Source organism: Dyella sp. Tek66A03 (genome assembly GCF_052567735.1).
The window spans coordinates 2,226,969-2,249,703 of record NZ_CP199584.1 but is presented as its reverse complement, the minus strand read 5'-3'; the positions used below and the strand labels follow the sequence as shown (position 1 = coordinate 2,249,703).

16 protein-coding genes are annotated in these 22,735 nt (G+C 62.9%); 12 read left to right on the top strand and 4 right to left on the bottom strand.

The annotated features are described in order from the left end of the window. Positions 1 to 431: 431 nt before the first annotated feature. Entirely contained in the window at positions 432 to 3,119 is a 2,688-nt protein-coding gene (locus ACT01B_RS09900) for a LuxR C-terminal-related transcriptional regulator (RefSeq protein WP_445147182.1), read from the bottom strand. Positions 3,120 to 3,591: 472 nt separating this feature from the next. Here ACT01B_RS09900 and ACT01B_RS09895 point away from each other — a divergent pair, with 472 nt between their 5' ends. From ACT01B_RS09895 to ACT01B_RS09855, 9 genes are all read left to right on the top strand, one after another. Further along, positions 3,592 to 4,599 (top strand): universal stress protein, encoded by a 1,008-nt coding sequence (locus ACT01B_RS09895; RefSeq protein ID WP_445147181.1) that lies wholly within the window; start codon positions 3,592 to 3,594, stop codon positions 4,597 to 4,599. Positions 4,600 to 4,667: 68 nt separating this feature from the next. After that, positions 4,668 to 5,648 carry a quinone oxidoreductase family protein gene (locus tag ACT01B_RS09890; RefSeq protein WP_445147180.1) on the top strand — a complete coding sequence of 327 codons (981 nt, stop codon included), beginning with the start codon at positions 4,668 to 4,670 and terminating at the stop codon, positions 5,646 to 5,648. Positions 5,649 to 5,657: 9 nt separating this feature from the next. Continuing rightward, positions 5,658 to 6,506: a TauD/TfdA dioxygenase family protein gene (locus ACT01B_RS09885; RefSeq protein WP_445147179.1), complete on the top strand. Its 849-nt coding sequence runs from the start codon at positions 5,658 to 5,660 to the stop codon at positions 6,504 to 6,506. A gap of 71 nt (positions 6,507 to 6,577) precedes the next feature. Then, positions 6,578 to 7,666 carry a 3-keto-5-aminohexanoate cleavage protein gene (locus ACT01B_RS09880; RefSeq protein WP_445147178.1) on the top strand — a complete coding sequence of 363 codons (1,089 nt, stop codon included), beginning with the start codon at positions 6,578 to 6,580 and terminating at the stop codon, positions 7,664 to 7,666. A 189-nt stretch (positions 7,667 to 7,855) separates the two neighbouring features. Then, on the top strand, positions 7,856 to 9,172 hold the full coding sequence (locus ACT01B_RS09875) for an MFS transporter (RefSeq protein WP_445147459.1): 1,317 nt from the start codon (positions 7,856 to 7,858) through the stop codon (positions 9,170 to 9,172). Positions 9,173 to 9,205: 33 nt separating this feature from the next. Then, the gene (locus tag ACT01B_RS09870; protein WP_445147177.1) at positions 9,206 to 9,757 is read left to right on the top strand and encodes an RBBP9/YdeN family alpha/beta hydrolase; all 552 of its coding nucleotides are present in this window, start codon (positions 9,206 to 9,208) and stop codon (positions 9,755 to 9,757) included. Continuing rightward, positions 9,754 to 10,446 carry a DsbA family oxidoreductase gene (locus tag ACT01B_RS09865; protein WP_445147176.1) on the top strand — a complete coding sequence of 231 codons (693 nt, stop codon included), beginning with the start codon at positions 9,754 to 9,756 and terminating at the stop codon, positions 10,444 to 10,446. Before ACT01B_RS09870 ends, ACT01B_RS09865 begins: the two co-directional genes overlap by 4 nt. A 541-nt stretch (positions 10,447 to 10,987) precedes the next feature. Continuing rightward, positions 10,988 to 12,790: a DUF1302 domain-containing protein gene (locus ACT01B_RS09860; RefSeq protein WP_445147175.1), complete on the top strand. Its 1,803-nt coding sequence runs from the start codon at positions 10,988 to 10,990 to the stop codon at positions 12,788 to 12,790. 188 nt (positions 12,791 to 12,978) lie between these two features. Continuing rightward, positions 12,979 to 14,622, top strand: coding sequence for a 3-(methylthio)propionyl-CoA ligase (locus ACT01B_RS09855; RefSeq protein WP_445147174.1), 1,644 nt, complete (start codon positions 12,979 to 12,981; stop codon positions 14,620 to 14,622). A gap of 60 nt (positions 14,623 to 14,682) precedes the next feature. Here the strand turns inward: ACT01B_RS09855 and ACT01B_RS09850 are convergent, their stop codons facing one another. From ACT01B_RS09850 to ACT01B_RS09840, 3 genes are all read right to left on the bottom strand, one after another. Then, positions 14,683 to 15,651, bottom strand: coding sequence for an SOS response-associated peptidase family protein (locus ACT01B_RS09850; protein WP_445147173.1), 969 nt, complete (start codon positions 15,649 to 15,651; stop codon positions 14,683 to 14,685). A gap of 140 nt (positions 15,652 to 15,791) precedes the next feature. Beyond that, positions 15,792 to 16,259 (bottom strand): cupin domain-containing protein, encoded by a 468-nt coding sequence (locus ACT01B_RS09845; protein ID WP_445147172.1) that lies wholly within the window; start codon positions 16,257 to 16,259, stop codon positions 15,792 to 15,794. Between the two features lie 382 nt (positions 16,260 to 16,641). Further along, positions 16,642 to 17,610: a GlxA family transcriptional regulator gene (locus tag ACT01B_RS09840; protein ID WP_445147171.1), complete on the bottom strand. Its 969-nt coding sequence runs from the start codon at positions 17,608 to 17,610 to the stop codon at positions 16,642 to 16,644. A 158-nt stretch (positions 17,611 to 17,768) separates the two neighbouring features. Between ACT01B_RS09840 and ACT01B_RS09835 the strand changes: the two genes are divergently transcribed. The 3 genes from ACT01B_RS09835 (at position 17,769) to ahpC (ending at position 22,655) form a co-directional block, all read left to right on the top strand. Further along, positions 17,769 to 18,407, top strand: a complete 639-nt coding sequence (locus ACT01B_RS09835) for an HD domain-containing protein (protein WP_445147170.1) — start codon at positions 17,769 to 17,771, stop codon at positions 18,405 to 18,407. 1,067 nt (positions 18,408 to 19,474) lie between these two features. Further along, positions 19,475 to 21,736 (top strand): catalase/peroxidase HPI, encoded by a 2,262-nt coding sequence (katG, locus tag ACT01B_RS09830; RefSeq protein ID WP_445147169.1) that lies wholly within the window; start codon positions 19,475 to 19,477, stop codon positions 21,734 to 21,736. 355 nt (positions 21,737 to 22,091) lie between these two features. Further along, a complete protein-coding gene (ahpC, locus tag ACT01B_RS09825; protein WP_445147168.1) occupies positions 22,092 to 22,655 on the top strand; it encodes an alkyl hydroperoxide reductase subunit C in 564 nt (187 codons plus the stop codon). The last annotated feature ends 80 nt before the right edge of the window (positions 22,656 to 22,735 follow it).

Here is a 22,735-nt window from a genome sequence, read left to right as displayed (position 1 = left end):
CACAGGCCCCGTCTCGCACCGACCGGCGTCGCCTTGCCGGGACAGGGGTGCGTGTTGGCGCACCACGTTGCCTTGCTCTTGTTGCCGGTATCCGTGGCCCGGTCTTTCGACCCGGGACACGCGAAAGCGGTCCATAGCCATTGTTCGGAACGCGGCGAATCACACCCCCCCCAAAACGCTGGGGGGGGGAAGAACTAGTTGAGGGTGGGCCGCTCGAGCACCGGCTTCTGCGCCCTCTCCCCTTTGGGGAGAGGGCTGGGGTGAGGGGCGGGTGCTCGCCATAAAGCGACAATCGAGCGATTACGCTCGCTGCGTCCCAGTGGGGCTTGCTTGAAGCTGCAAGCTGGCGATACGGCTCGTAGCCACGCCATCGCGAGCACCTGCCCCTCATCCCAACCTTCTCCCCCAAGGGGAGAAGGAGTCAGGCGCTCTTATTCCAGCCCTTGGATCAGCCCCAGCAATTGCGCACGATGCACGACATGCCGGCGCGTGCCCACGCCCAGCTTGCCGAACAGGTTCTTGAGATGCCATTTAACTGTGGCTTCACCGACGGCCATGGCCTGGGCGATTTCCTTGTTCGACAGATTGCGCGCCAGAAACTCGAGCACCTCGCGCTCCTTCGGCGTCAACACCATGCTGGGCATGACGCGCGGCCCGCCCTGCCGCTGTTCCGCCGGTGGCGGAATCACCCGCGAGGGCGACGCCGTGCCAGCCGCGGATTCGCCACTCGCGTCCTCCATTACGCGGTAAGCCCAATCGGTAAGCACCGGATGGGTGTCGGCGAACAGGCGCACGAAGCCGTAGGTCTTGGCCAGGCTCATGGCTTCGATCATGAGTGTGCGGCCGTCCTCGCCATTGCGATCCAGCGCAAAGGCGCGCAGCGCCATGCATTCGATGTGGAAGCGACCCAGCTTCGCCTGCTCGGCCAGGGGGGCTGCACGCGAGACCGCCTCGAGCACGCCTGGCCAGTCCTGCGAGGCCATCGCGGCATACGCATGGGCCATGGCACTCAACATCTCCACGTTGCGCCGCCACAACGGCCCACGTCGGGGGCTTTCGCTGGCAACCAGTTCGTCAATCCTGGCGATCAGCGCGCTGCAGGTTTCGCGGCGGAAACGGCTTGCATGCATGCGCACCTGCTCGCCCAGGCTGGCGATGCATAGGCGGGGAAGTCGCCGCGCGACGCCAATGGCAAACGTCGCCTCGAGCATGTCGAGCGCGCGATGCTCCTCGCCCTGCGCCGCGGCCAGGCGGGTAGCTGTGCGGTAGCCGACCAGGATGGCTTCTGGCGCTGCCACCCGCTCAAGCACATCCAGCCGGTTGGCAAGCAGCGCCACTGCCTCATCCAGGCGGTCGCATTCGTAGGCAATCGATGCGAGCAGCGCGGCGAACATGCATGACAGCGGGTGCCGGCGACCGAACTTGGCGTCCATGGAACCGAGCGCCGAGCGCAAGCCGTCTTCGGCGAGGCGGATCTGCCCCTCCCACAGAAAACTCAGCCCGATGATGAATTCCCGCCACCGCGCCGAATAGTCCAGCTCCCGCGGCAACTCCGTGTCCGGCGCACTGCACAGGCGGCGCGCGCCGGCCGGGTCCCCTTGCAGCAGCGCCACCATGGCGAGGCGATTGACGTGCATACTGCGGAACTTGTGTTCGGTACCGGGTGCAGCGTCCTTCCACGGCGCCAGCATGCCGACGCATCGGTCGGGATCATCCGCGTAGTAAGCCGCGCCGCTTGCGATCAGTACGCACTCATAGCGCAAGGCAAGGTTGACGTCCGGCCGCGAGAGGATGAGTCCGACCATCCGCTCCGCCTCCTCGTGGCGTTCGCTCACCGCCAGCGACCAGGCGGCGGCCAGGCGCAACTGCGGATGCTGATCGAGCACCGATTCGGGCAACACGTCGAGCCATTCGCGCATGGTGCCCATGTGACCCTGGATCACGGCCTCGTAAAGGCCTTTCTGGGCCAGCTCGACGGCCACGCCTTCCCTGCCCGCTTCCCGCGCATGGCGCGCTGCCTGGGTGAGCATGCCGTGTGCGGCGAACCAGTCCTGCGCGCGGCTGTGCAAATCCGCCCGCTCCTGCTCCGGCAATTCCGCCAGGCGCAAGCGCAGTGCGTCGCACGCCAGCATATGCAGCCGATACCAGTCCGAATCCTCGCCGACGACGAAGATTGGCGTCTCCCGCGCCAATCGCGCCAGCCGTTGCGGCGCCTCCTCGTCACCGGTGAGTGCGATGCACAGGTCCGGATGCAGCTGGTCAACCACGGCAACGCGGGTGAGGAACGCGACGTCCTCCGCCGCCAGCTTTGCCGTGAGCGCCTCCACCAGCTGATTGCGTGACTCCGGTGAGTGCGCCCCCACCACGCTGCGCAGGTCGCTTCCCCGCTCCATTGCCGCCAGCACGAGTTGCAAGCCGAGCGGCCAGCCCTCGGTCATCTCGTGGAGCCGTGCGCAGGTGTCCGGATCGGCCTTGGCGCCGATGCGGTTGCGCACGAGGGTGATGGTCTCCTCGAGCGTGAAGCGCAGTGTCTCGACGCCCACGGACGTGCATTGCCCATAGGCGCGCAAGTCGGCCACCATCGGATCCAGTTCGCCGCGCCCCGCCGCAACTACGCGCAGGTTGGGCGGCGCGTTGTGCAGCAAATAGTTCAGTGCCGCCTGGCTGCTTGGATGCAAGCGTTCGGCTTCGTCGATCATGAGCACCATCGATAGCGACGCCTGCGCGATTTCGCTCAACCAGGCCGTGACGCCTTCGTACTCGCCCAACGCCACCGATGCACTCTCGATCAGCGTGGCGCCAAACTGAGGGCGGCCGCATCCCATGCGTACCGCCAGCACGAGACTATGCAGCATGCGTTGGGGATCGGGGCTGCCGTCGGCCGAGATCCACGCCACGGCCCAGCCTCGGGCGAGATATTCATGGCGCCACTGCGCCAACAGCGAGGTCTTGCCGAATCCTGCCGGCGCCTGGACCAGGATGACCGAGCGATCGCGGAACTGTTCGTCGTCCAAGCCCAGCCGTGGCCGTACCAGCAGGTACCGCGGCGCCCGTGGCGGCGTGGTCTTCAGAACAAGTTCGGCGATGGCGGGCGCGGCCCCGCCGGGCGAGATGGCCATCAAACGGATCCAGTTAAGCTGGTGGCGCGGATTTCCCCAGCGGATGACGCCATGTCGACCGTGCGTTGCACTGTGCGATTCCTATCAACGACCTGCGTCGCAAGATCATTGTAGACACGCAAGCTCTGGCGTGGCCACTCATCACCCCGCCTTCACGGCACTCCCCCTCCTTGCCGGGGGGGGTGTGTGCGGCCAGCGATACCTAGCCTTGGTCCTGTGACAAAACAGGTCTGGCGTTCTGGTCGCGTTGCGACTGCGGTCGAGTTGGAGGGAGTGCCAATTCGGCAGGGGTGGAGTCCCGGAGATGGTGCGTAGCGCGAAGGGCTTTACTTGCCGCGTGGCTGCGCCTCCGAGAAAGCGTACTGGCGGATTTCATCGCTACCCACGCAAGCACAAATGTTCCGGCGGCCACCGCAGGGTGTGGTGGGTTCGCCGCCCGGAGTCACGGGTAGCACACCTGTCTGGAGTCTGCATGTACCGTCATCTCCTCGTTCCGCTCGATGGCAGTGATCTTTCGATCGAAACGGTCAGCAGGGCCGTGAATCTGGCGCGCGCGCTGGGGGCACGGGTCAGTTTTCTGCATGTGCAAGACAGCCATGCCGCCGACGGCGACCATGAGGCGCTCGATCTTGCCGCGCCGGCCGCCTACGCCGATGCTTATCAGGAGCGCGCCAGCACACTGCTGACCAAGGCCGAGGCAGCGGCCCGCGCTCTAGGTGTGCCATGCGACTCCAGCATCCGCGTGAGCGACATGCCGCACGAGGCCATCCTCGACACGGCGCGCAAGGCCGGTTGCGACCTCATCTTCATGGCCTCGCACAGCCGCCGAACTGCCGTGGACACGCCGCTCGGTTCGCAGACGCTCAAGGTGTTGACGACGGGCGAACTACCGGTGCTGGTATCCTCTACGCGGGATGCCGGCCACACCCATCCGATGGTTGACGTCATTCGCGACGAGCACCGTTCGCTGGCCACCGTTCTGCACGCGTGGCTGCGCCTGCTCGACCAATGCGACCGACATGGCGCGGCGGCGGACACTGATCTGATGCGCGCCATGGCTCACTACATCACGGAAGTTCCTTTGGCATTGCATCAGCCAAGGGAACACGACTACCTGTTCCTGGTGTTGCGCGGGCGTACCGCCTCGGTGCATGCCGAACTGGACGAACTCGAGCGTCAGCACGAACGCGAACGCGCCATGGCCGAGGCTCTGGGCGACATGGTCGAGCGCTACGACCGCGGCCAAGTCACCCTCGCGCAGCTGCGCGGCGTTGTCGAAACCTACGCGCGCTTCATGTGGGAACACATGGGGCGGGTCGAAGGTGTGATCCTGCCGGCGGCCCAGCGCTATCTCACCGAAGCCGATTGGAACGACATCCAGTCGGCGGCCATCCCCCCCCATGGCTCTCTCCCCCGTGGAGAAACCCAGGCGGTCTGGCGGCAACTCTTTTCCCGCATTGCCCACCTGGCGTCGCCATGAATCTATGCAGCCCAGTTGTCAGCAGTAACCGGCGCTCGTCGCCGGCGCTTTGAGTCAAGGAGAATCGCTTGGAACACGCCATCCGCTTTTATGAAGCCGGCAGCCCTGATGTGCTGCGCTACGAAACAACCCAGGTCGGTGCGCCCGGACCGGGCGAGGTCCGGCTGCGCCACCAGGCGGTAGGCCTCAATTTTGCCGACACCTATTTCCGCAACGGCACCTACCCCATTCCGTTACCGAACGGCATGGGTGTTGAAGCTGCCGGCGTAATCGAGGCCATCGGCCCGGATGTCATCAACGTCGCCGTGGGCGACCGCGTGACCTATACGGGCTTTATGAACACGCTCGGTGCCTACAGCACAGCCCGGCTGGTGCCCGCTGCGCCCCTGATCCGGCTGCCGGAAGCAATCGACTGCGAAACCGCCGCGGCAATGACCATGCGCGGACTCACCGCGGCCTACCTGATGCGCCGCATCTATCCGTTCCAGTCCGGTGAAACGATCCTGTTGCACGCCGCCGCGGGTGGTGTTGGCCTGATCGTCTCGCAATGGGCCAAGCTGCTCGGTCTGCGCGTCATCGGCACGGTATCGACCGAGGAAAAAGCGGCGGTTGCACTCGCCCACGGCTGTGACGCCGTCATCAACTACAGCCACGAGAACATCGCTGCGCGCGCGCGCGAACTGACCGACGGCAAGGGCGTGTCGGTGGTGTTCGATTCGGTGGGCAAGACCACCTTCATGGGCTCTCTCGATTCGCTGCGTCGCCGCGGACTGATGGTCTGCGTCGGCACGGCCTCCGGCACCATTCCGCCATTCGACCCGCAGATCCTGGCCATGAAGGGCTCGCTGTACCTGACGCGCCCGGCCTTGGCCGACTACATCGCCGACCCGGCCGACAAGTCCGCGCTCGCCTACGAGCTGTTCGGCCACGTCTCGTCGGGCCGCATCAAGATCGAGATAAACCAGCGGTATGCGCTTGAGGATGCGGTGCAGGCGCATCGCGACCTCGAGGGACGCAAGACCACTGGATCGTCGATCTTCGTTATCTGAGGCAACGCCATGCGCATCGAACCACTGACCTGCAATATTGGCGCCGAACTGTTTGACGTCAATCTTGCCGACGCCGTCCACGATGACGGCTTGTTCGCCGAGATCAAGGCCGCGTTGCTCACGCGCAAGGTGCTGTTTCTGCGTGACCAGGACATCAGTCGCCAGGACCACGTCGCCTTCGCGCGCCGCTTCGGCGAGCTGGAGGATCATCCGGTGGTGCCCAGCCATCCCGATGCGCCTGGGCTGGTGCAGATCTACAAGACCCCCGAAACCCCGATCGATCGCTACGAGAACGCCTGGCACACCGACGCCACCTGGCGCGAGTCGCCGCCGATGGGTTGCGTGCTGCGCTGCGTGGAATGCCCGCCGGTAGGCGGCGACACCATGTGGGTCAACATGGTGGCTGCCTACCAGATGCTGCCCGCCCATGTAAAAACGCAGATCGCCAATCTGCGCGCGCGCCACAGCATCGAGGCCTCGTTTGGCGCCGCGATGCCGATCGAGAAACGCTACGCACTCAAGGCCCAATTCCCGGATGCCGAACACCCGGTGGTGCGGACGCATCCCGAAACGGGCGAGAAGGTGCTGTTCGTCAACGCCTTCACCACGCACTTCACCAATTTCCATACGAAGGACAACGTCTGCTTCGGCCAGGATGCGAATCCGGGCGCAGGCCTCCTTCTCAATTACCTGATCAGCCAAGCCTACATCCCCGAATTCCAGGTGCGCTGGCGCTGGAGCAAGAACAGCATCGCGATCTGGGACAACCGCTCCACCCAGCATTACGCCGTCATGGACTACCCGCCCTGTCATCGCAAGATGGAACGCGCAGGGATCGTTGGTGACAAGCCGTACTGACCGCATGCGACACCGCCCCTGTCCGACCCGGACACCCAAAGCATCATTGCCATTGCAAGAGGAGACAGACCATGAACTTCCTTGACGGTTCGCTCATCCCCGAATACCAGCAAAAGCTCGTCATCACGGCGGCGCCTTATGGTCCCGAGTGGATCCCTTCGGATTTTCCGGAAGACATCCCCGTCACCATGGAAGCGCAGATCCAGAAGGCGGTCGACTGCTACAACGCCGGCGCCTCCGTGCTGCACCTGCATGTGCGCGAGTTGGACGGCAAGGGCTCCAAGCGCCTTTCCAAATTCAATGAACTGATCGCCGGCGTGCGCAAGGCGGTGCCGGACATGGTCATTCAGGTCGGCGGTTCGATCTCCTTCGCGCCCGAGTCCGACGGCTCGGCCGCCCAGTGGCTGAAGGACGACACCCGCCACATGCTGGCCGAGCTCGACCCCAAGCCGGACCAGGTGACGGTCACCGTCAATACGACCCAGATGAATGTGGTCGAGCAGATGGAGATGGAGGACCTCGCCGGCACGTCCCTGGCCGAGCCGCAGACCTACCAGGCCTATCGCGAAATGATCGTGCCCTCGGGCCCCGGCTTCATCGAGGAACACGTCAAGCGCCTGACTGCCGCCGGCATTCAGAGCGCCTTCCAGTTCTACAACATCAATAGCTACGAGACGGTGGAGCGGCTGGTCCGCCGCGGCGTCTACAAGGGGCCGCTGGTGATGAATTGGGTGGCGATCGGCGGCGGCATGGATGCGCCCAACATCTACAATCTGGCGAACTTCCTGCGCGCCATTCCCGACGGCTCCATGCTGACGGTGGAAAGCAGCATGCGCAACGTGCTGCCCGTCAACATGATGGGTATCGCCATGGGCCTGCACGTACGCTGCGGTATCGAGGACAACCTGTGGAACCAGTCGCGCACCGCCAAGATGACGACGGTGCAGCAGATCGAACAGTTGGTGCGCATTTCGCGCGAGTTCGGTCGTGACATCGCCACGGGCAAGGAGGCGCGCGAGATCCTGCAGATCGGTGTGTTCTACGACACCATCGAGGAGACCCTGGCCGCCAACGGCCTTGCGCCGAATCGCAAGCCAGCCAAGCCTGGTCCTGCCAACCTCGCCGCCTCAACCGTAACGGCCGAACGGGCCACCGCGTGACGCGCGCGGTAGCGACATCCAAGCCGGCGTAGATGCCAACGAGAAGTTCGCTTTGGGAAGGGACGATCCCGTCATCGCCACGAAGGGTACGGGAATGACCGCCCTGCCCTTCGTGAACGTACAGGTTGTTTGACCTGTCTCGCCACGCGTGGCCAATCCTTGGCCAGCAACGAGGAGTCTGAAGTGGGAATGCAATATGCTGAGGCGTCACCGACCATCGTGTCGGCACCGTCTGTCACGCCAAGAGCTTACGCATGGGTGGTGTTTGCACTCACCTTTGCACTGCTGCTGTCCGACTACATGTCCCGGCAGGTGCTTAATGCCGTCTTTCCGTTGCTCAAGGCCGAATGGGGCTTGTCGGATACGCAGCTAGGCTCGCTTTCCGGCATTGTTGCGCTGCTGGTAGGCGTACTCACCTTTCCGCTCTCGGTGCTTGCCGATCGTTGGGGGCGCGTGCGCAGCATCATCCTGATGGGAACGCTCTGGAGTCTCGCTACGCTCGCCTGTGGTGTCGCCACCAACTACGGCCAAATGCTCACCGCCCGGTTTTTCGTCGGGCTCGGTGAGGCGGCGTACGGCAGTGTGGGGATTGCGCTGATTATCAGTATCTTCCCGGCCCACCTGCGCTCCACCTTGACGGGCGCCTTCATGGCTGGAGGCGCTTTCGGTTCCGTGGTTGGTATGGGCCTCGGCGGTGTATTCGCTGCGCGGTTCGGTTGGCGCTCCGCCTTTATCGTCATGGCGATCTTCGGCGCGGCCCTCGTCGTAACGTATGCACTGACCGTCAATGAGCGCCGCGTGCGCGGTAGCGCCGCCGCGGCAACGCAGTTGCGTCAGAGCCGCCCGGGTTTCAGCATGTCCCTGCGCAACCTGTTCGCCGGCCTCTTTTCCACGACCTCGGTGATCTGCGCTTATATCGGAAGTGGACTGCAGCTATTCATCATGGCCGCGGTCATTGCCTGGATGCCGAGTTACCTCAATCGCTACTACGCGATGACACCCGACAAAGCCGGTGTCACCGCTGCTGCTTTCGTGTTGATCGGGGCGATCGGCATGGTCATCTGCGGTGCTGTCACGGATCGCGTGTGCCGCCACTCGCCACCGCGCAAGATGGCGATGGCGATCGTCTATTGCCTGACCACCGCCGTCATCCTCGGCGTGGCGTTCCAGCTGACACCGGGCGTGACTCAGCTCAGCGTAATCGGCATGGGCATGTTCCTTGTCGCCGGTACGGCTGGCCCCGCGGGTGCCATGGTCGCCAACCTCACGCCCACGCCGATTCACGCGACGGCGTTTGCCACGCTCACGCTCGCCAACAACCTGCTCGGTCTTGCCCCCGGCCCCCTGTTGACGGGCGTGCTGGCCGACCACATCGGCTTGCTGGACGCGTTCAAACTGGTCCCGTGCGTGGCGCTGTTCGCCGCCGTGGCTTTCTGGATCGGTCGCCTGCACTACAAGCAGGACATCGCCCGCGTCCAGGCGCAGGCGCTTGCCGCTGCGGCGTAACCCTTTGTCGCCGACACCTGACAGAAGCATTCCGTGACTAACCCAACGATCCTGCTGGTTCCCGGTCTGCGTGACCATGTCGCCGATCATTGGCAAACGCTGCTTGAAGCGAAGCTTCCCGCTACTCGCTCGGTGCCGCCGCTGGAACACGACAAGCTCAGTCGTGCCGCAAGAGTGGCCGCACTGGACGAGACGCTCGCCGACATCGAAGGCCCCGTGATTCTGGTTGGGCACAGTGCGGGTGTCATGATCACCGCGCACTGGGCGCAGACCCACCACCGCCCGATCCACGGTGCGTTGCTGGCCACCCCAGCCGATCTGGAGACGCCGTTTCCGCCTGGGTATCCGACCATGGACGCGCTGCGCGATCACGGCTGGCTGCCCATTCCATGTGCTCGCTTGCCGTTCCCCAGCATCCTCGCGTTCAGCAACAACGATCCTCTATGCAGCGCACAACGCGCTGCCCAGCTGGGCGCATGCTGGGGCAGCCGCCTCGTTGAACTGGGCGACGTCGGCCATCTCAACCCGCTCGCCGGGTATGGCCCGTGGCCGATGGCCGAGACCTTGATCGACTCGCTGCGATGAACCCCGAAGCGGGTGCTGTCGCACGGCTCGAGCGCAGGCGGATCCAGGTCGATTTCTATTTCGACCTGATTTGCCCATGGTGCATGATCGGCAAGCGGCAACTGGAGCGCGCCATCGACTTGATCGCGCTCGGCTATCCGGACATCGAAGTTTCCGTGCGCTGGAAATCGCTGCCTCTGCTGCCGGACATGCCGCGTGAAGGCGTGCCGTTCCAGCAGTTCTATCTGAAGCGGCTGGGCAGCGTAAACGCCGTCGAGTCCCGGCGCCGCCAGATCCGGGACGCGGGTCACACGAACGGCATCCGCTTCGACTTGGAGCGCATCGAACGGATGCCCAACACGATTGCGGCGCATCGGCTGGTCGAACACGCGGCTCGTGCGGGTGGAGCGACACTCCAGTCGCTATTCATCGATCAGCTGTTCGACGCCTACTTTCTGCGAGGCCTGGATATCGGCGATGCACAGGTGCTCGCTGATCTCAGCGAGACATGCGGCATCGCGCGAACAGCCAGTCTCGATCTTATGAGCGCACCCGGAAGCACGACTCCACCCGATCAATGGCTGATTGAATCCCGACGCGCGGGCTTCTCAGGCGTACCCGGCTTCCTGTTTGGCGACCGCATGGCGCTGGCTGGCGCGCAGCCGCCGGAACTGCTCGCCAGAACCATGCTGGAATCCTTGATGCCCTGAGGGGCACTCAACCTAAACGGCAACAAAGGCCGCACTTCGGTCGTGCTGGAATCGTGACGGCCAGTCAGATGCTATCTGCCGGCGCTCGATCCATCGCGTCGCAGCGGGCGAGATACCTGTCTGTCATCGAAGCGAACTTCATCGCGAGTGTTCGGCGCGACGTCTGCCGACACCCCTCCCCGTGCCCCCACCGGAGTGGGGGGGGCCTTCGGCAACCATCGCCATGAATCTCGTCAAAGCAGAAGCCACCACTGGCGGCCTCGCTGGAGAGGGGAGAGACATCCCAGGCGTGCCGATGGCATGGCGCGCGACCAGCGATCACGCAGCTCCGGCAGTAGTGACCACTCCTGAAAGATTTGCCGCGCCACCGGGGAGAGCTTCATTGGGCGGCTTGGCGAGATGTACCCGCGAGTGATGTTCCGACCACCGAACGACAACGTGATCAAGGCCGGCACTGCCAGGACCGCGAAGCGTTGTTTGTGGTGACCGGACGCCCGCCGGGGTTGCGGACACTGCACAGACACTGGGGGAGGAGAATTGCATGAAGAAGTTGAAAGGGGAGATCGAGCGCCGCGGCGCTCCAGCCATTCGTTTGATGGCATGGGCCGTGGCAGCTGCGCTCGGCTCTGTAGGAGCGGCGCACGCAACGGAATTCAACACGGGTAACCCTGACCTTGACATACGTTGGGACAACACCGTTCGCTACAACCTCGGTCACCGCGCGAGTCCGCAATCGGCGTCGATTCTCAGGAGTCCGAACAACGACGACGGTGACCGCAATTTTGCCGACCACAGCATTGTGACCAATCGCGTCGATTTGATCAGCGAATTCGATCTGGTGTGGAAGAAGCATTATGGCTTCCGGGTGAGCGGCACGGGCTGGTATGACGCGGCCTATAACTCGCTCGACAATACGCACGTGTCATCGTCCAATCACATCGTGAACGGCGCGCCGGCATTGGGTCTTCCCAATTACACCGACCGCTACTTCCACGGCCCCTCAGGCGAGCTGCTGGATGCGTTCGTGTTCGGCGGCTGGACGATTGACGATGTCAACGTCAACGCCAAGGCCGGCCGCTACGACGTCTTCTGGGGTGAGGCGTTGCTCAATCCGATCAACGCCATCAGCTACGGCCAAGCCTCGTTGGATATTGGCAAGCTGCTAACGAACCCCGGCGTGTCGGCCAAGGAGTTGTTCCGCCCACGCACGCAGGTATCCACGCAGATTCAGGCGACCACCAGCCTGTCATTCGAGGCTCAGTACTACCTCAGCTGGGAACAGGTGCACTACCCGGAGTCGGGCTCCTACATGAATCCGAACGATGCCGTCCTCCAGGGCGGTCAATCGCTGTACATCAATGCGACACAGCGCGCACTCCGCGGCCAGGACATTACGCCTAATCAGACGGGCGACTGGGGCATCGCCTCACATTGGTCGCCGGACGCGCTGGATGCCACGTTCGGCCTCTATTATCGCCGCACGTCGGACATCCAGCCGCAGCTTATCGTGCTCCCGGCCGTGGCTGCTTTACCCGCCGCCACATGCCGCGCACTCGGCGACAAATCACTCGGCGCAGCTTGCTACATCAACCCATCGGCGGCGAGCCTAAGCAACATCAAGCAGGGCAATATCGGCCAGTACATGGCCAGCTACGGCAGCGACATCGACGTCTATGGCTTCAGCTTCGCCAAGCAGATCCTCGGCGTCAGCGTGAGTACGGAGCTGAGCTATCGCCACAATATGCCCCTCACCAGTATCCCGGTGCAGGTGTTGCCGGCGCCGCTGGCCCGCAAGGTAGTGGGCGCCATTACCAGCCTGCCCGACTCCGGGCAGACTGCGGGTGCCCGCGGTGACACCTGGCATATGGTCACCGACTTTGCCGGCGTGGTTCCGCAGACCCCGCTGTTCAATACCGCCAACTACGTGGTCGAGTTCGTCGGCAACGGTTGGGACAAGGTGACCCAGAACGCAGCCGCGTTCACAGGAGCCCGCACCTACACCGGCATCGACAAGCCTACGCGCACCTTCTTCGGTACCCAGGTGAACTTCACGCCGACCTGGTTCCAGGTCTATCCAGGCGTGGACCTGCTGGCGCCGGTGACCTATGCCATGGGCTTATCGGGAAATTCTGCCGTCACCTTCGGTGGCAACAAGGGCAACGGCAGCTACTCCTACGGCATCGGCGCGGATGTGCACTCGCGCTACCGCTTTGACCTGAAGTACATCGGCTACCTTGGCCGCATCGCGACCAACTCCGCCGGCGTGGTGACTTCCAGTGCGGGTCTTGCTTCGCTACTGCGGGATCGCAACTACATCGACCTCACATTCCAGACCACGTTCTGACCGGAGTCCACCCGGCATCGTCGCGCGACAAGCGGGCATGCCGGGTGACACCTATATCGATTGAAGCCCTTGGCACCATCACGCGACAACCCATGCAACCCTCGTCTCAAGCTGAGAGGCAGACGGGGGACGCATGCGTCCGCGGCGCGCCTTGCACCGTTACTCACACGTAAACGCGGAACCCGACAATGAATGGTTTGATGATGCAGCAGCCGCTGCTTGTCGCGTCCCTGTTGACCCACGCCGCACGACACCATGGCGACCAGGAGATCGTGTCACGGCGAGTCGAAGGCGACCTTCATCGCTATCGCTTCGTCGACCTTGCTACGCGATCCCGACGCATGGCAAATGCACTGGCCGGTCTCGGCATCCGAGCTGGCGATCGCGTGGCTACGCTCGCATGGAACGGTTATCGCCACGTGGAGCTCAACTTCGCCGTGTCGGGCTCGGGAGCCGTCCTGCATACCATCAACCCGCGGCTCCATCTTGACCACATCGCCTATATCGTCGATCACGCGGACGATCAGGCGATCTTCTTCGACCTGACCTTCCTGCCCATCATGGAAGCACTGCAGGCGCGCCTGACCACGCAACGTCTTTTCGTGGCCATGTGCGACTCCGATCGCATGCCGGCCGCGACATCGATCGGCGCCTTGCTCTGCTACGAAGACCTGATCGACGCCAACGACGACGACTACACGTGGCCGTCGATGGACGAGAACACCGCCTCATCGCTCTGTTACACATCGGGGACGACAGGCAACCCGAAAGGCGTTCTGTACAGTCACCGCTCCACCGTACTGCATTCGTATGCCGGCGCGTTGCCGGATGCATTCAATTGCTCCGCACGCGATACCCTGTTGCCGGTAGTGCCGATGTTCCACGTGAACGCGTGGGGTCTGCCGTTCATCGCCTGCATGGTCGGCGCGAAACTTGTGCTTCCCGGGCCAGCACTTGATGGCCGATCGCTCTATGAGTTGATCGAAGCTGAGCAAGTCACCGTATCCGCCGGTGTACCCACCATCTGGCAAGGCCTGCTCTCGCATGTTTCCGGACAAGCCAAGGCCTTTTCGTCCATGCAGCGTACCGTGATTGGCGGCGCGCCCTGCCCTACGTCGATGGCCGCGCAGTTCCAGAAAGTGCACGGGGTCGACGTACTGCACGCATGGGGCATGACCGAACTCAGTCCGCTAGGCACGGTTTGCAGCTTCAAGCCACACCAGCTCTCACTCGCTGACGACGCGCGTTACGCCATCCAGGCCAAGCAGGGACGAGCGGTGTTCGGCATCGACATGAAGATCGTCGATCCTGATGGTAAGGCGCTGCCGTGGGACGGCGAGGCCGTTGGCGATCTAATGGTCCGAGGCCCGTGGGTTGCCAGCGCTTATTTCGGTGCCCCAACCGGCCAGCCGCTCCGTGATGGCTGGTTTCCGACCGGGGACATGGCCAAGATCGACAGCGACGGTTTCATGCAGATTACCGATCGGAGCAAGGATGTCATCAAATCCGGCGGCGAGTGGATCAGTTCGATCGACATTGAAAACGTCGCCTGCCTTCACCCTTGCGTCGCGAGCGCCGCATGCATCGGCGTGCGCCATCCGAAGTGGGACGAACGCCCCTTGCTGCTGATCACGAAAACACCGGGCAGCGCGCTCGAAAAGGAGGAGCTGCTCTCCTTCTTCGAAGGCAAGCTGGCGAAGTGGTGGAAACCTGACGACGTCGTCTTCCTCGACAGTCTTCCCCTTGGCGCCACCGGAAAAGTACTCAAGAACACGCTTAGGGAGCAGTTCGGCGACCACTACGCAGCCAGTTCGACGACGAAACCGGGCTAATTCAAGCGCTGCCGTGCTGGGCAGCGCCCAGCACCGTAGATCGATGCGGGTGGCCGCGGCTCAAGCCGCTAGCCGATGCTCGTAATAAGGGCGCTCCCGGTCATCGAGGATGCCGTACAGGGCTTGCAAGTTGTTTGGGTCGGGCCTGAGCCAAGAGTCCACGTAGTCCGGCTTGATGGGAATGATGCAACGGTCATGACCGGCGGCCAGCACTTCGGGCGGCGGCTCGTCGGTGATCGCGGCAAACGAGAACAGGTCGATGTCATGGTCGCCACCTGGCGACATGTTCCACAGGCACGCCACCAGCATCTCCTGTGGCGGCTGCGGATCGAACGCAAGCACCACGTTCTCTTCCTTCTCGCTCGGCCGCAACTCCCTGCCCTCCATCTTGTGGCGGGATACGTTCTCGTAGAACCGGCTCACGATCATGATGCCGTGACGGTGACCAAACAGTTTTCCCCAGACCCGTTCCAGATTGTCCCGCCGGGCGTTATAGGTGCCTGGCTTCTGCCGCTCCATCGCCTCGGTCCAACCAGGCAGGCGGCACTGATAGCGCATCGGAACCACGATGCGTTTGCCGTCCTTCTCGATCATGACCGGCGCGTATTGGCCGGGGTAGATGCGCGAGTCCTTGTCCAGCGGCTGCTTGCGCTGCATGTCATCCAGATTGTGCTGCGCTGCCGTGATCTTTCGGCTGGCCACCTCCTGATCCTTGGCGGCCGCCTTCGTAGGCTTCGCTCCCGCGAGGATGGCCTCGGCCTTGGCCAAACGCTCGTTCTGCGCCCGCAGTTCGGCCGCATACTTTTCGATCTGCTCGCGATCACCCTCGGCGACCAAGGTTGCAAGTTCGAATTCATCCTCACCGCGGGGCTTTCGGAACGCCTCGCGCATCGCCTTGGGGATTTTTACCCACTGGCCATCCTTGCGCTTCTCCCAAAACAACTCCACGAAGCGCTTGAGGCTGATGACAGCCCCCCATTCACGCACGAACTTGTCGTAGTCGGCCTCGATCTGGGCGGAGTAGCACATGGTCAGGTGCTCGGCTGGCGGGATAGCGGGCCCATGGCAAGCGACGTTCGAAGTGCGGACGTGCCATCGACACGAATGCTTGCCTGCCGGTGCTAGCGTCATGTGCACTCAACACGGGCATGACGGGAGACGACGTTCGACTAGGGATGTTTCGCAGTGCGCGGATCATTGTTCGGGTCAATATAGTCCAGACCCAAGGGTCCTATCGCGGTGATCTGGGTAATGTATTCACCCGATTTGGCCCAGTGGAAGTGTGGCTGGTTGCCTGGCAGCACCACGATGCTGCCCGGGGCGTACGCGGTGAGCTTGCTCTCATCGAATTGCTCGCCCAGTCCGATGTAGAACACGCCCGACAGCACCGTGTAGACGCGGTCTTCCGGATGCTTGTGCGGCATGAATTTGTTGCCACCTGGCACCTTTACGCGGATCGTATAAGGTCCAGGCTTGGTCGGGTCCCCCACGACGATGGCCAAACGAACCGCGGGCGGGTAGGCCGGAAACGTTATCCACTGCACGTCCTCGGGCCGGATCGCGTGAAATCGGTCCTGGTCAGGCTGGTGGGCTGGGGGCGCAACCTTGGATTGACTGGTTTCTGACGCATGCACCATGACGACCCTCCTTCGACGTGAGAGACAGTTGCCAAGTACTGAATAGCGGCGTTATCGGAGCAAAAGCGCAGCAGCAGTTCCATCGAACGATGGTATCGACGCCACCATGGTGCAATAACGCTATCTCTTCGACCCTGATCCACATGTCGTAGTGAGCAGGCATCTTAACGGTCTTGTCCGGAGGTGTTTAACGCCACTGCAGCGTCCTCTTTAGAGGAGAGCTACGTGGCGTGGATCGCCGATTCTGATCGTGATTCGACTTTCAAACGACCGGCGCGATGGACCTTGGTTTGTTCCATGCCCAACGCATACGCCGTGCTTCTCGCACCGACCGGACGCCGATGACCCGACATGAGCCCCTGGTCGCGCCAACCTCATCGCGCTAGCGCATGTCGGCTGAGCGGTTCTGGCGCCGATAGTCGGCGGGTGTCACGCCCAGCCTGCGCACGAAGGCACGTCGCAGGCCGTTGACGTCAGCATAGCCACATAGACCGGCCACCTTCTTGGGCGCGTCGTTGCCGATCTCAAGCAATCGGCGCGCCGCTTCCACGCGGACGTGTTCGACGTACGCCGCAGGCGGCACGCCAACTTCCTGATGGAATACGCGGGCAAAGTGGCGCGGACTGAGACCGGCGCGGTGCGCAAGCGCAGCCACCGAATGATCCTCCGCGGGATTGGCGCCGATCCAGCGTTGCAACGCTTGTATGGCCGAGTGACCTGCCAACTCGGCCTCGCCGTGGCGACTGAATTGCAGCTGCCCGCCCGGCCTCTTGAAGAACATCACCAACTGGCTGGCGACCCGCATGGCCAGGTCGCGGCCGAGATCCTCCTCGACCATGGCCAGGGCCAGATCCATTCCCGCGGTAACGCCGGCGGCCGTGCACACGCGGCCATCGCGGACATATAGCGCATCAGCCTCGACGATCACGTCGGGGTGCCGCAGTCGCAGGGCCTCGACCACACCCCAGTGGGTCGTGATCCGACGCCCTTCGACCAGACCGCTGGCGGCCAGGACGAGTGCGCCATTGCATATGGAACCAAAGCGCCGACTCTTTGCGGCCACGCTTCGAAGCCACTCGAGCACGCTCAGGTTGACCGGTGCCTCGGGCAGATTGGGCGCACCGGCCACCAGCACGGTATCAAGCCGGCCCAGCGGATCGCGAAGGGTCGCGTCGGGCAACAGTCGGACGCCCGACGAACTTTCGATGGCGCGCCCGGAAGTTCCGATCACCCGTAGCTGGTAGACCGTGTGTCCGGCCTGCCGGTTGGCCTCGGCGAACACGTCCAGGGGGCCTGAGACATCCAGTAGCTGGACACCCGGACAGGCGAGGATGGCAATCGTCTTGAGCATGTACTTGGCGCCGCTGCACGCGCGTGTCTGGTTCCGGCACACAATGGCATGGTTTTGCACATTGCGCCAATCCATGCCATGGGAATTTGGAGCTCCAATGAGTCAGGCAAAGCCGGTGCACTTTCGTATCCGCGATTGCCCAGACCTGGAGTACACCCATGACCACCATTGCAGGAATCCACATTCCGGACAGCCAGCTGGCCCGTGAAGTCACCGACGTGGTGAGGGATACCGAAACCGATCTCCTGTTCCATCACTCGCGCCGGGTCTTTCTGTTCGGAGCGCTGACCGGCAAGAACAAGCAGCGGGTATTCGATCCCGAGCTTCTCTACATCGGCGCGATGTTCCACGACATGGGGCTCATGCCTGGGTATAGCAGCCCCGACAAGCGTTTCGAGGTGGACGGCGCCAATGCAGCTGCGGATTTTCTGCGTCGTCACGGCATTGCCGAAAATACCATCGACCTGGTCTGGACCAGCATCGCGCTGCATACAACGCCAGGCATTCCAGAATTCATGAAGCCCGAAGTGGCGCTGCTCACGGCGGGCGTCGAGATGGACGTGTTGGGCCTAGGGTTCCCCCATGTCGCGGACAGCGATCGTGCGTCGATCGTCGAAGCGCACCCGCGTGGCACGCAATTCAAGCAAGACATCATCGAGGCCTTCTATCAGGGCATCAAGCGCAAGCCGGACACGACCTTCGGCAACGTCAAGGCCGACGTGATGGCGCTCAAGGAGCCGCATTTCCATCGCGGCAATTTCTGCAGCATCATCATGGCTTCGGCATGGCCACATTGATCCTTCGACTTTCTCAGTCGCCCTATCGCCTGACCCCGCGGGCGAAAGGCTGTATGGGCGTCATCATGCATGACGTGGCTTGAGTGTTGGCCGGGGCACTTGGTCATCCCGCCGGGCGATGACCAAGGATCGCTCGAGCGTAGGAGCGCACCCTGTGCGCGACAAAGCGGCAGGACTGCCGCTTTGCACAGCACCATCTGCCCGCAGGGCGAGGGCCAAGGATGGCCCGAGTGACAAACCGGCAGGACTGCCGGTTTGCACAGCGCAAGCTGCCCGGAGGGCGAGGGCCAAGGATGGCCCGAGTGACAAACCGGCAGGACTGCCGGTTTGCACAGCGCAAGCTGCCCGGAGGGCGAGGGCCAAGGATGGCCCGAGTGAAAACCTACGTAGCGGTACCGCCGTGATCGCGCACCGGGTGCGCTCCTACGCCGACCAAGGTCGATCCAAAGAAACCTGCCGGTTGATCAAGGCAGCGCGTGATATGCTGGGTTTTTGGTGAGTATCAACATGATGTTTATTATGTAATATAATGTATTATATTGATATTATATATACGCCACCCTGCTGGGGCTGCGGCGCCAGGGTGGGTTCGAAGTGAGGCGCACCTCGTGAACTAGCGAGCACGGCTGCGATGAACCAGTCTGCAGAAGCAGCCATCGTCGGCTGCCCGGGCCAGCGCCAACGATCGCCGCCAATCCATAGCCTGCGACTATGGTTCGCATCGGAATAAACGATTTCCATCGATGGAAACGCTGACCTAGACTCCCAGCGGTAGCGCTTCGCCACGAAGCTGCCGCAGCGCTAGACGCACGTCTCTTCCTGCCACTGCAAAGGACGCCAAGCGCAAGTCGAAATATTTGATCACCGGACGCCGCAATACGAGTTGCCGACCGCCAGTGCCCACTGACGCGATGCATGCGCTCGTTGTGGTGTGCTGAACGGGCAACCCGTGGAAACGCTCGCATCACCAAGATCGCATTGACCCTGGCGACACCTATTTATTATCGGTACTCGGGCTCCTAATCGGGCCGAGTGGTTGTAAGCAAACGACCAAAGGTAGCGACTACATGTCAACCGAAACGAAGTGCCCGTTCACTCACACCGCTGGCAGCGGTACGTCGAACAGAGACTGGTGGCCGAACCAGTTGAACTTGAAGATCCTGCACCAGCGTTCGTCCTCGTCCGACCCCATGGGCACGGGCTTCAACTACGCCGAAGCGTTCAAGACCCTCGACTACGCGGCCGTAAAAAAGGATCTGCTGGCGCTGATGACCGACTCGCAGAGTTGGTGGCCGGCGGACTTCGGCCACTACGGAGGCTTGTTCATACGCATGGCCTGGCACAGTGCCGGCACCTACCGCATCGGTGACGGTCGCGGCGGCGCAGGAGCCGGCCAGCAACGCTTCGCGCCACTCAATAGCTGGCCCGACAACGTCAGCCTCGACAAGGCACGCCGGCTGATCTGGCCGATCAAGCAGAAATATGGCGCCAAGATTTCCTGGGCCGACCTGATCGTCCTGACAGGCAACGTCGCGCTGGAATCGATGGGCTTCAAGACCTTTGGTTTTGGTGGCGGCCGCGAGGACGTCTGGGAGCCCGAGGAAGACGTCTATTGGGGCAATGAGAAAACCTGGCTGGGCGGCGACATCCGCTACGGCAAGGGCCCCACGGGCGAAGGTGAAGGCGTGATCGTGGCTGAGAAAGAGCTGCACGGCAGCGAGACCAGCCGCACCGACCATGGGCGCCATCTGGAGAATCCGCTGGGCGCCGTGCAGATGGGCCTGATCTACGTCAACCCGGAAGGCCCCGATGGCCATCCAGACCCGGTGGCCGCCGCGCACGATATCCGCGAGACGTTCGCACGCATGGCCATGGATGACGAAGAGACCGTGGCACTCATCGCGGGCGGCCACACCTTCGGCAAAACCCATGGCGCCGGTCCGGCGACGCATGTGGGACCCGAGCCCGAAGCCGCCGGCCTCGAAGAGCAAGGCCTCGGCTGGAAGAGCGACTTCCGCACGGGCAAAGGCGGTGACACGATTTCCAGCGGCCTGGAAGTGACCTGGACCAACACGCCAACCAAGTGGGACAACAGCTTCTTCGAAATCCTGTTCGGCTACGAATGGGAGCTGATCAAGAGTCCGGCCGGCGCCAACCAGTGGACCGCGAAGAACGGCGCCGGTGCCGGCACGATTCCAGACGCCCACGACCCGGCCAAGCGCCACGCGCCGACCATGCTGACCACCGACCTTTCGCTCAGGGTCGACCCCATCTACGAAAAGATTTCGAGGCGCTTTCTTGAGCATCCGGACCAGCTTGCCAACGCGTTCGCGCGGGCGTGGTTCAAGCTGACTCACCGCGACATGGGCCCCATCGCGCGCTATCTCGGCCCGGAGGTCCCCAAGGAAGAGCTCATCTGGCAGGACCCCATTCCCGCGGTCAACCATCCCTTGATCGATGACAAGGACATCGCCTCGCTCAAGGGCAAGATCCTGGCGTCGGGCTTGTCCGTCTCGCAACTGGTGTCGACCGCCTGGGCCTCGGCGTCGACCTTCCGCGGCTCCGACAAGCGTGGTGGCGCGAACGGTGCGCGCCTTCGTCTCGCCCCGCAGAAGGATTGGGCGAGCAACCAGCATGGCGATCAGGCGAAAGTCCTGAAGACCCTTGAGCAGATCCAGGGCGAGTTCAACGGCGCGCAGTCTGGCGGCAAGAAGGTATCGCTGGCCGACCTGATTGTGCTGGCGGGTTGCGCAGGCGTCGAGCAGGCCGCGAAGAATGCCGGGCACGCTGTAACGGTTCCCTTCAACCCGGGACGCGCGGACGCCTCGCAGGAGCAGACCGATGTGGAGGCCTTCGCCGTGCTCGAACCGATCGCCGATGGCTTCCGCAACTATCAGAAGAAGCAATACAGCGTATCGGCCGAAGCCTTGCTGGTAGACAAGGCGCAACTGCTGACCTTGTCCGCACCCGAAATGACGGTGCTCGTCGGCGGCATGAGGGTCCTCAATACCAATGTCGACCAGAGCAAGCACGGCGTCTTTACCACGCGACCGGAAACGTTGACCAACGACTTCTTCGTCAACCTGCTCGACATGGGCACGGAGTGGAAGTCGAAGTCGAAAGACGACGACGTCTTCGAGGGGTTTGATCGCGCCACCGGTAAGGCCAAGTGGACCGGCACGCGTGTCGACCTCATCTTCGGCTCGAACTCCCAGCTTCGGGCCGTAGCGGAGGTCTACGGAAGCTCGGACGCGCAGGAGAAGTTCGTCAAGGACTTCGTGGCCGCCTGGACCAAGGTGATGAACCTTGATCGTTTCGACCTGGCGTGATTTCAGCGCCCAGGTCCTAGAAGGCTAGTAACTGGCAACCTCGAGCGGGTTCGGGCTACCCCGAACCCGCTCGAGGCCGGATGCCACTGAAGCGGCTTCACCATCGGTGATGGCCTGCAACGGGTTTCGCGCTGGCGACCCACCCTCGGCTCCTCGCAGGAAGCCGCCCGTCGGCGGGCTGTCCCCGAAAGCCTTACCCACGCTCAATCTCTGCGTCGGCTCGCGTCGCCACGAACGGCCGAGCCAGGCGCAGCCATAGCCCCAGTCAATCGTGTTCATGGCAACAATCAATTGGCTCAATCGTGTCAAGGCCGTTAACCTGCAGCCTCCACTAACCACTGCGGACGAAATCACGATGTCGTTGATCAATACCGAAATCAAACCGTTCAAGGCCCATGCTTACAAGGAAGGCCAGTTCATCGAAGTTTCCGACGCCACGCTGAAGGGCAAGTGGTCGGTGGTGGTGTTCTATCCGGCCGACTTCACCTTCGTGTGCCCAACCGAGCTGGAAGACCTGGCTGATTTCTATCCCCAATTCCAGAAGCTGGGCGTTGACGTTTACTCGGTTTCGACCGACACCCACTTCGCGCACAAGGCTTGGCACGACACCTCCGACTCGATCAAGAAGGTGCAGTACACGATGATCGGCGACCCGACCGGCGCGATCACCCGCAACTTCGAAGTTATGATCGAGGAAGAAGGCCTGGCGCTGCGCGGCACCTTCCTGATCAATCCGGAAGGCCAGATCAAGCTGTGCGAGATCCATGACAACGGCATCGGCCGCGACGCGTCCGAGCTGCTGCGCAAGGTCAAGGCCGCCCAGTACGTGGCCTCCCACCCGGGTGAAGTGTGCCCGGCCAAGTGGAAGGAAGGCGAGAGCACCCTGAAGCCGTCGCTGCACCTGGTTGGCAAGATCTAAGCCACCCAAGATCCAAGTAAGTGTTCTGTTTGGCGGCTCGCTGCATCGAGCCGCCCCCGGATCTGGCGCATCGCCAGGTC

What these genes read in the sequence shown, in the direction of transcription:
- ACT01B_RS09880 (WP_445147178.1), top strand. Translation starts at nt 6,578, where the DNA reads ATGAACTTCCTTGACGGTTCGCTCATCCCCGAATACCAGCAAAAGCTC.
- ACT01B_RS09835 (WP_445147170.1), top strand. Translation starts at nt 17,769, where the DNA reads ATGACCACCATTGCAGGAATCCACATTCCGGACAGCCAGCTGGCCCGT.
- katG (WP_445147169.1), top strand. Translation starts at nt 19,475, where the DNA reads ATGTCAACCGAAACGAAGTGCCCGTTCACTCACACCGCTGGCAGCGGT.
- ACT01B_RS09860 (WP_445147175.1), top strand. Translation starts at nt 10,988, where the DNA reads ATGAAGAAGTTGAAAGGGGAGATCGAGCGCCGCGGCGCTCCAGCCATT.
- ACT01B_RS09865 (WP_445147176.1), top strand. Translation starts at nt 9,754, where the DNA reads ATGAACCCCGAAGCGGGTGCTGTCGCACGGCTCGAGCGCAGGCGGATC.
- ACT01B_RS09885 (WP_445147179.1), top strand. Translation starts at nt 5,658, where the DNA reads ATGCGCATCGAACCACTGACCTGCAATATTGGCGCCGAACTGTTTGAC.
- ACT01B_RS09855 (WP_445147174.1), top strand. Translation starts at nt 12,979, where the DNA reads ATGAATGGTTTGATGATGCAGCAGCCGCTGCTTGTCGCGTCCCTGTTG.
- ACT01B_RS09845 (WP_445147172.1), bottom strand. Translation starts at nt 16,259, where the DNA reads ATGGTGCATGCGTCAGAAACCAGTCAATCCAAGGTTGCGCCCCCAGCC.
- ahpC (WP_445147168.1), top strand. Translation starts at nt 22,092, where the DNA reads ATGTCGTTGATCAATACCGAAATCAAACCGTTCAAGGCCCATGCTTAC.
- ACT01B_RS09840 (WP_445147171.1), bottom strand. Translation starts at nt 17,610, where the DNA reads ATGCTCAAGACGATTGCCATCCTCGCCTGTCCGGGTGTCCAGCTACTG.
- ACT01B_RS09875 (WP_445147459.1), top strand. Translation starts at nt 7,856, where the DNA reads ATGCAATATGCTGAGGCGTCACCGACCATCGTGTCGGCACCGTCTGTC.
- ACT01B_RS09895 (WP_445147181.1), top strand. Translation starts at nt 3,592, where the DNA reads ATGTACCGTCATCTCCTCGTTCCGCTCGATGGCAGTGATCTTTCGATC.
- ACT01B_RS09850 (WP_445147173.1), bottom strand. Translation starts at nt 15,651, where the DNA reads ATGTGCTACTCCGCCCAGATCGAGGCCGACTACGACAAGTTCGTGCGT.
- ACT01B_RS09900 (WP_445147182.1), bottom strand. Translation starts at nt 3,119, where the DNA reads ATGGCCATCTCGCCCGGCGGGGCCGCGCCCGCCATCGCCGAACTTGTT.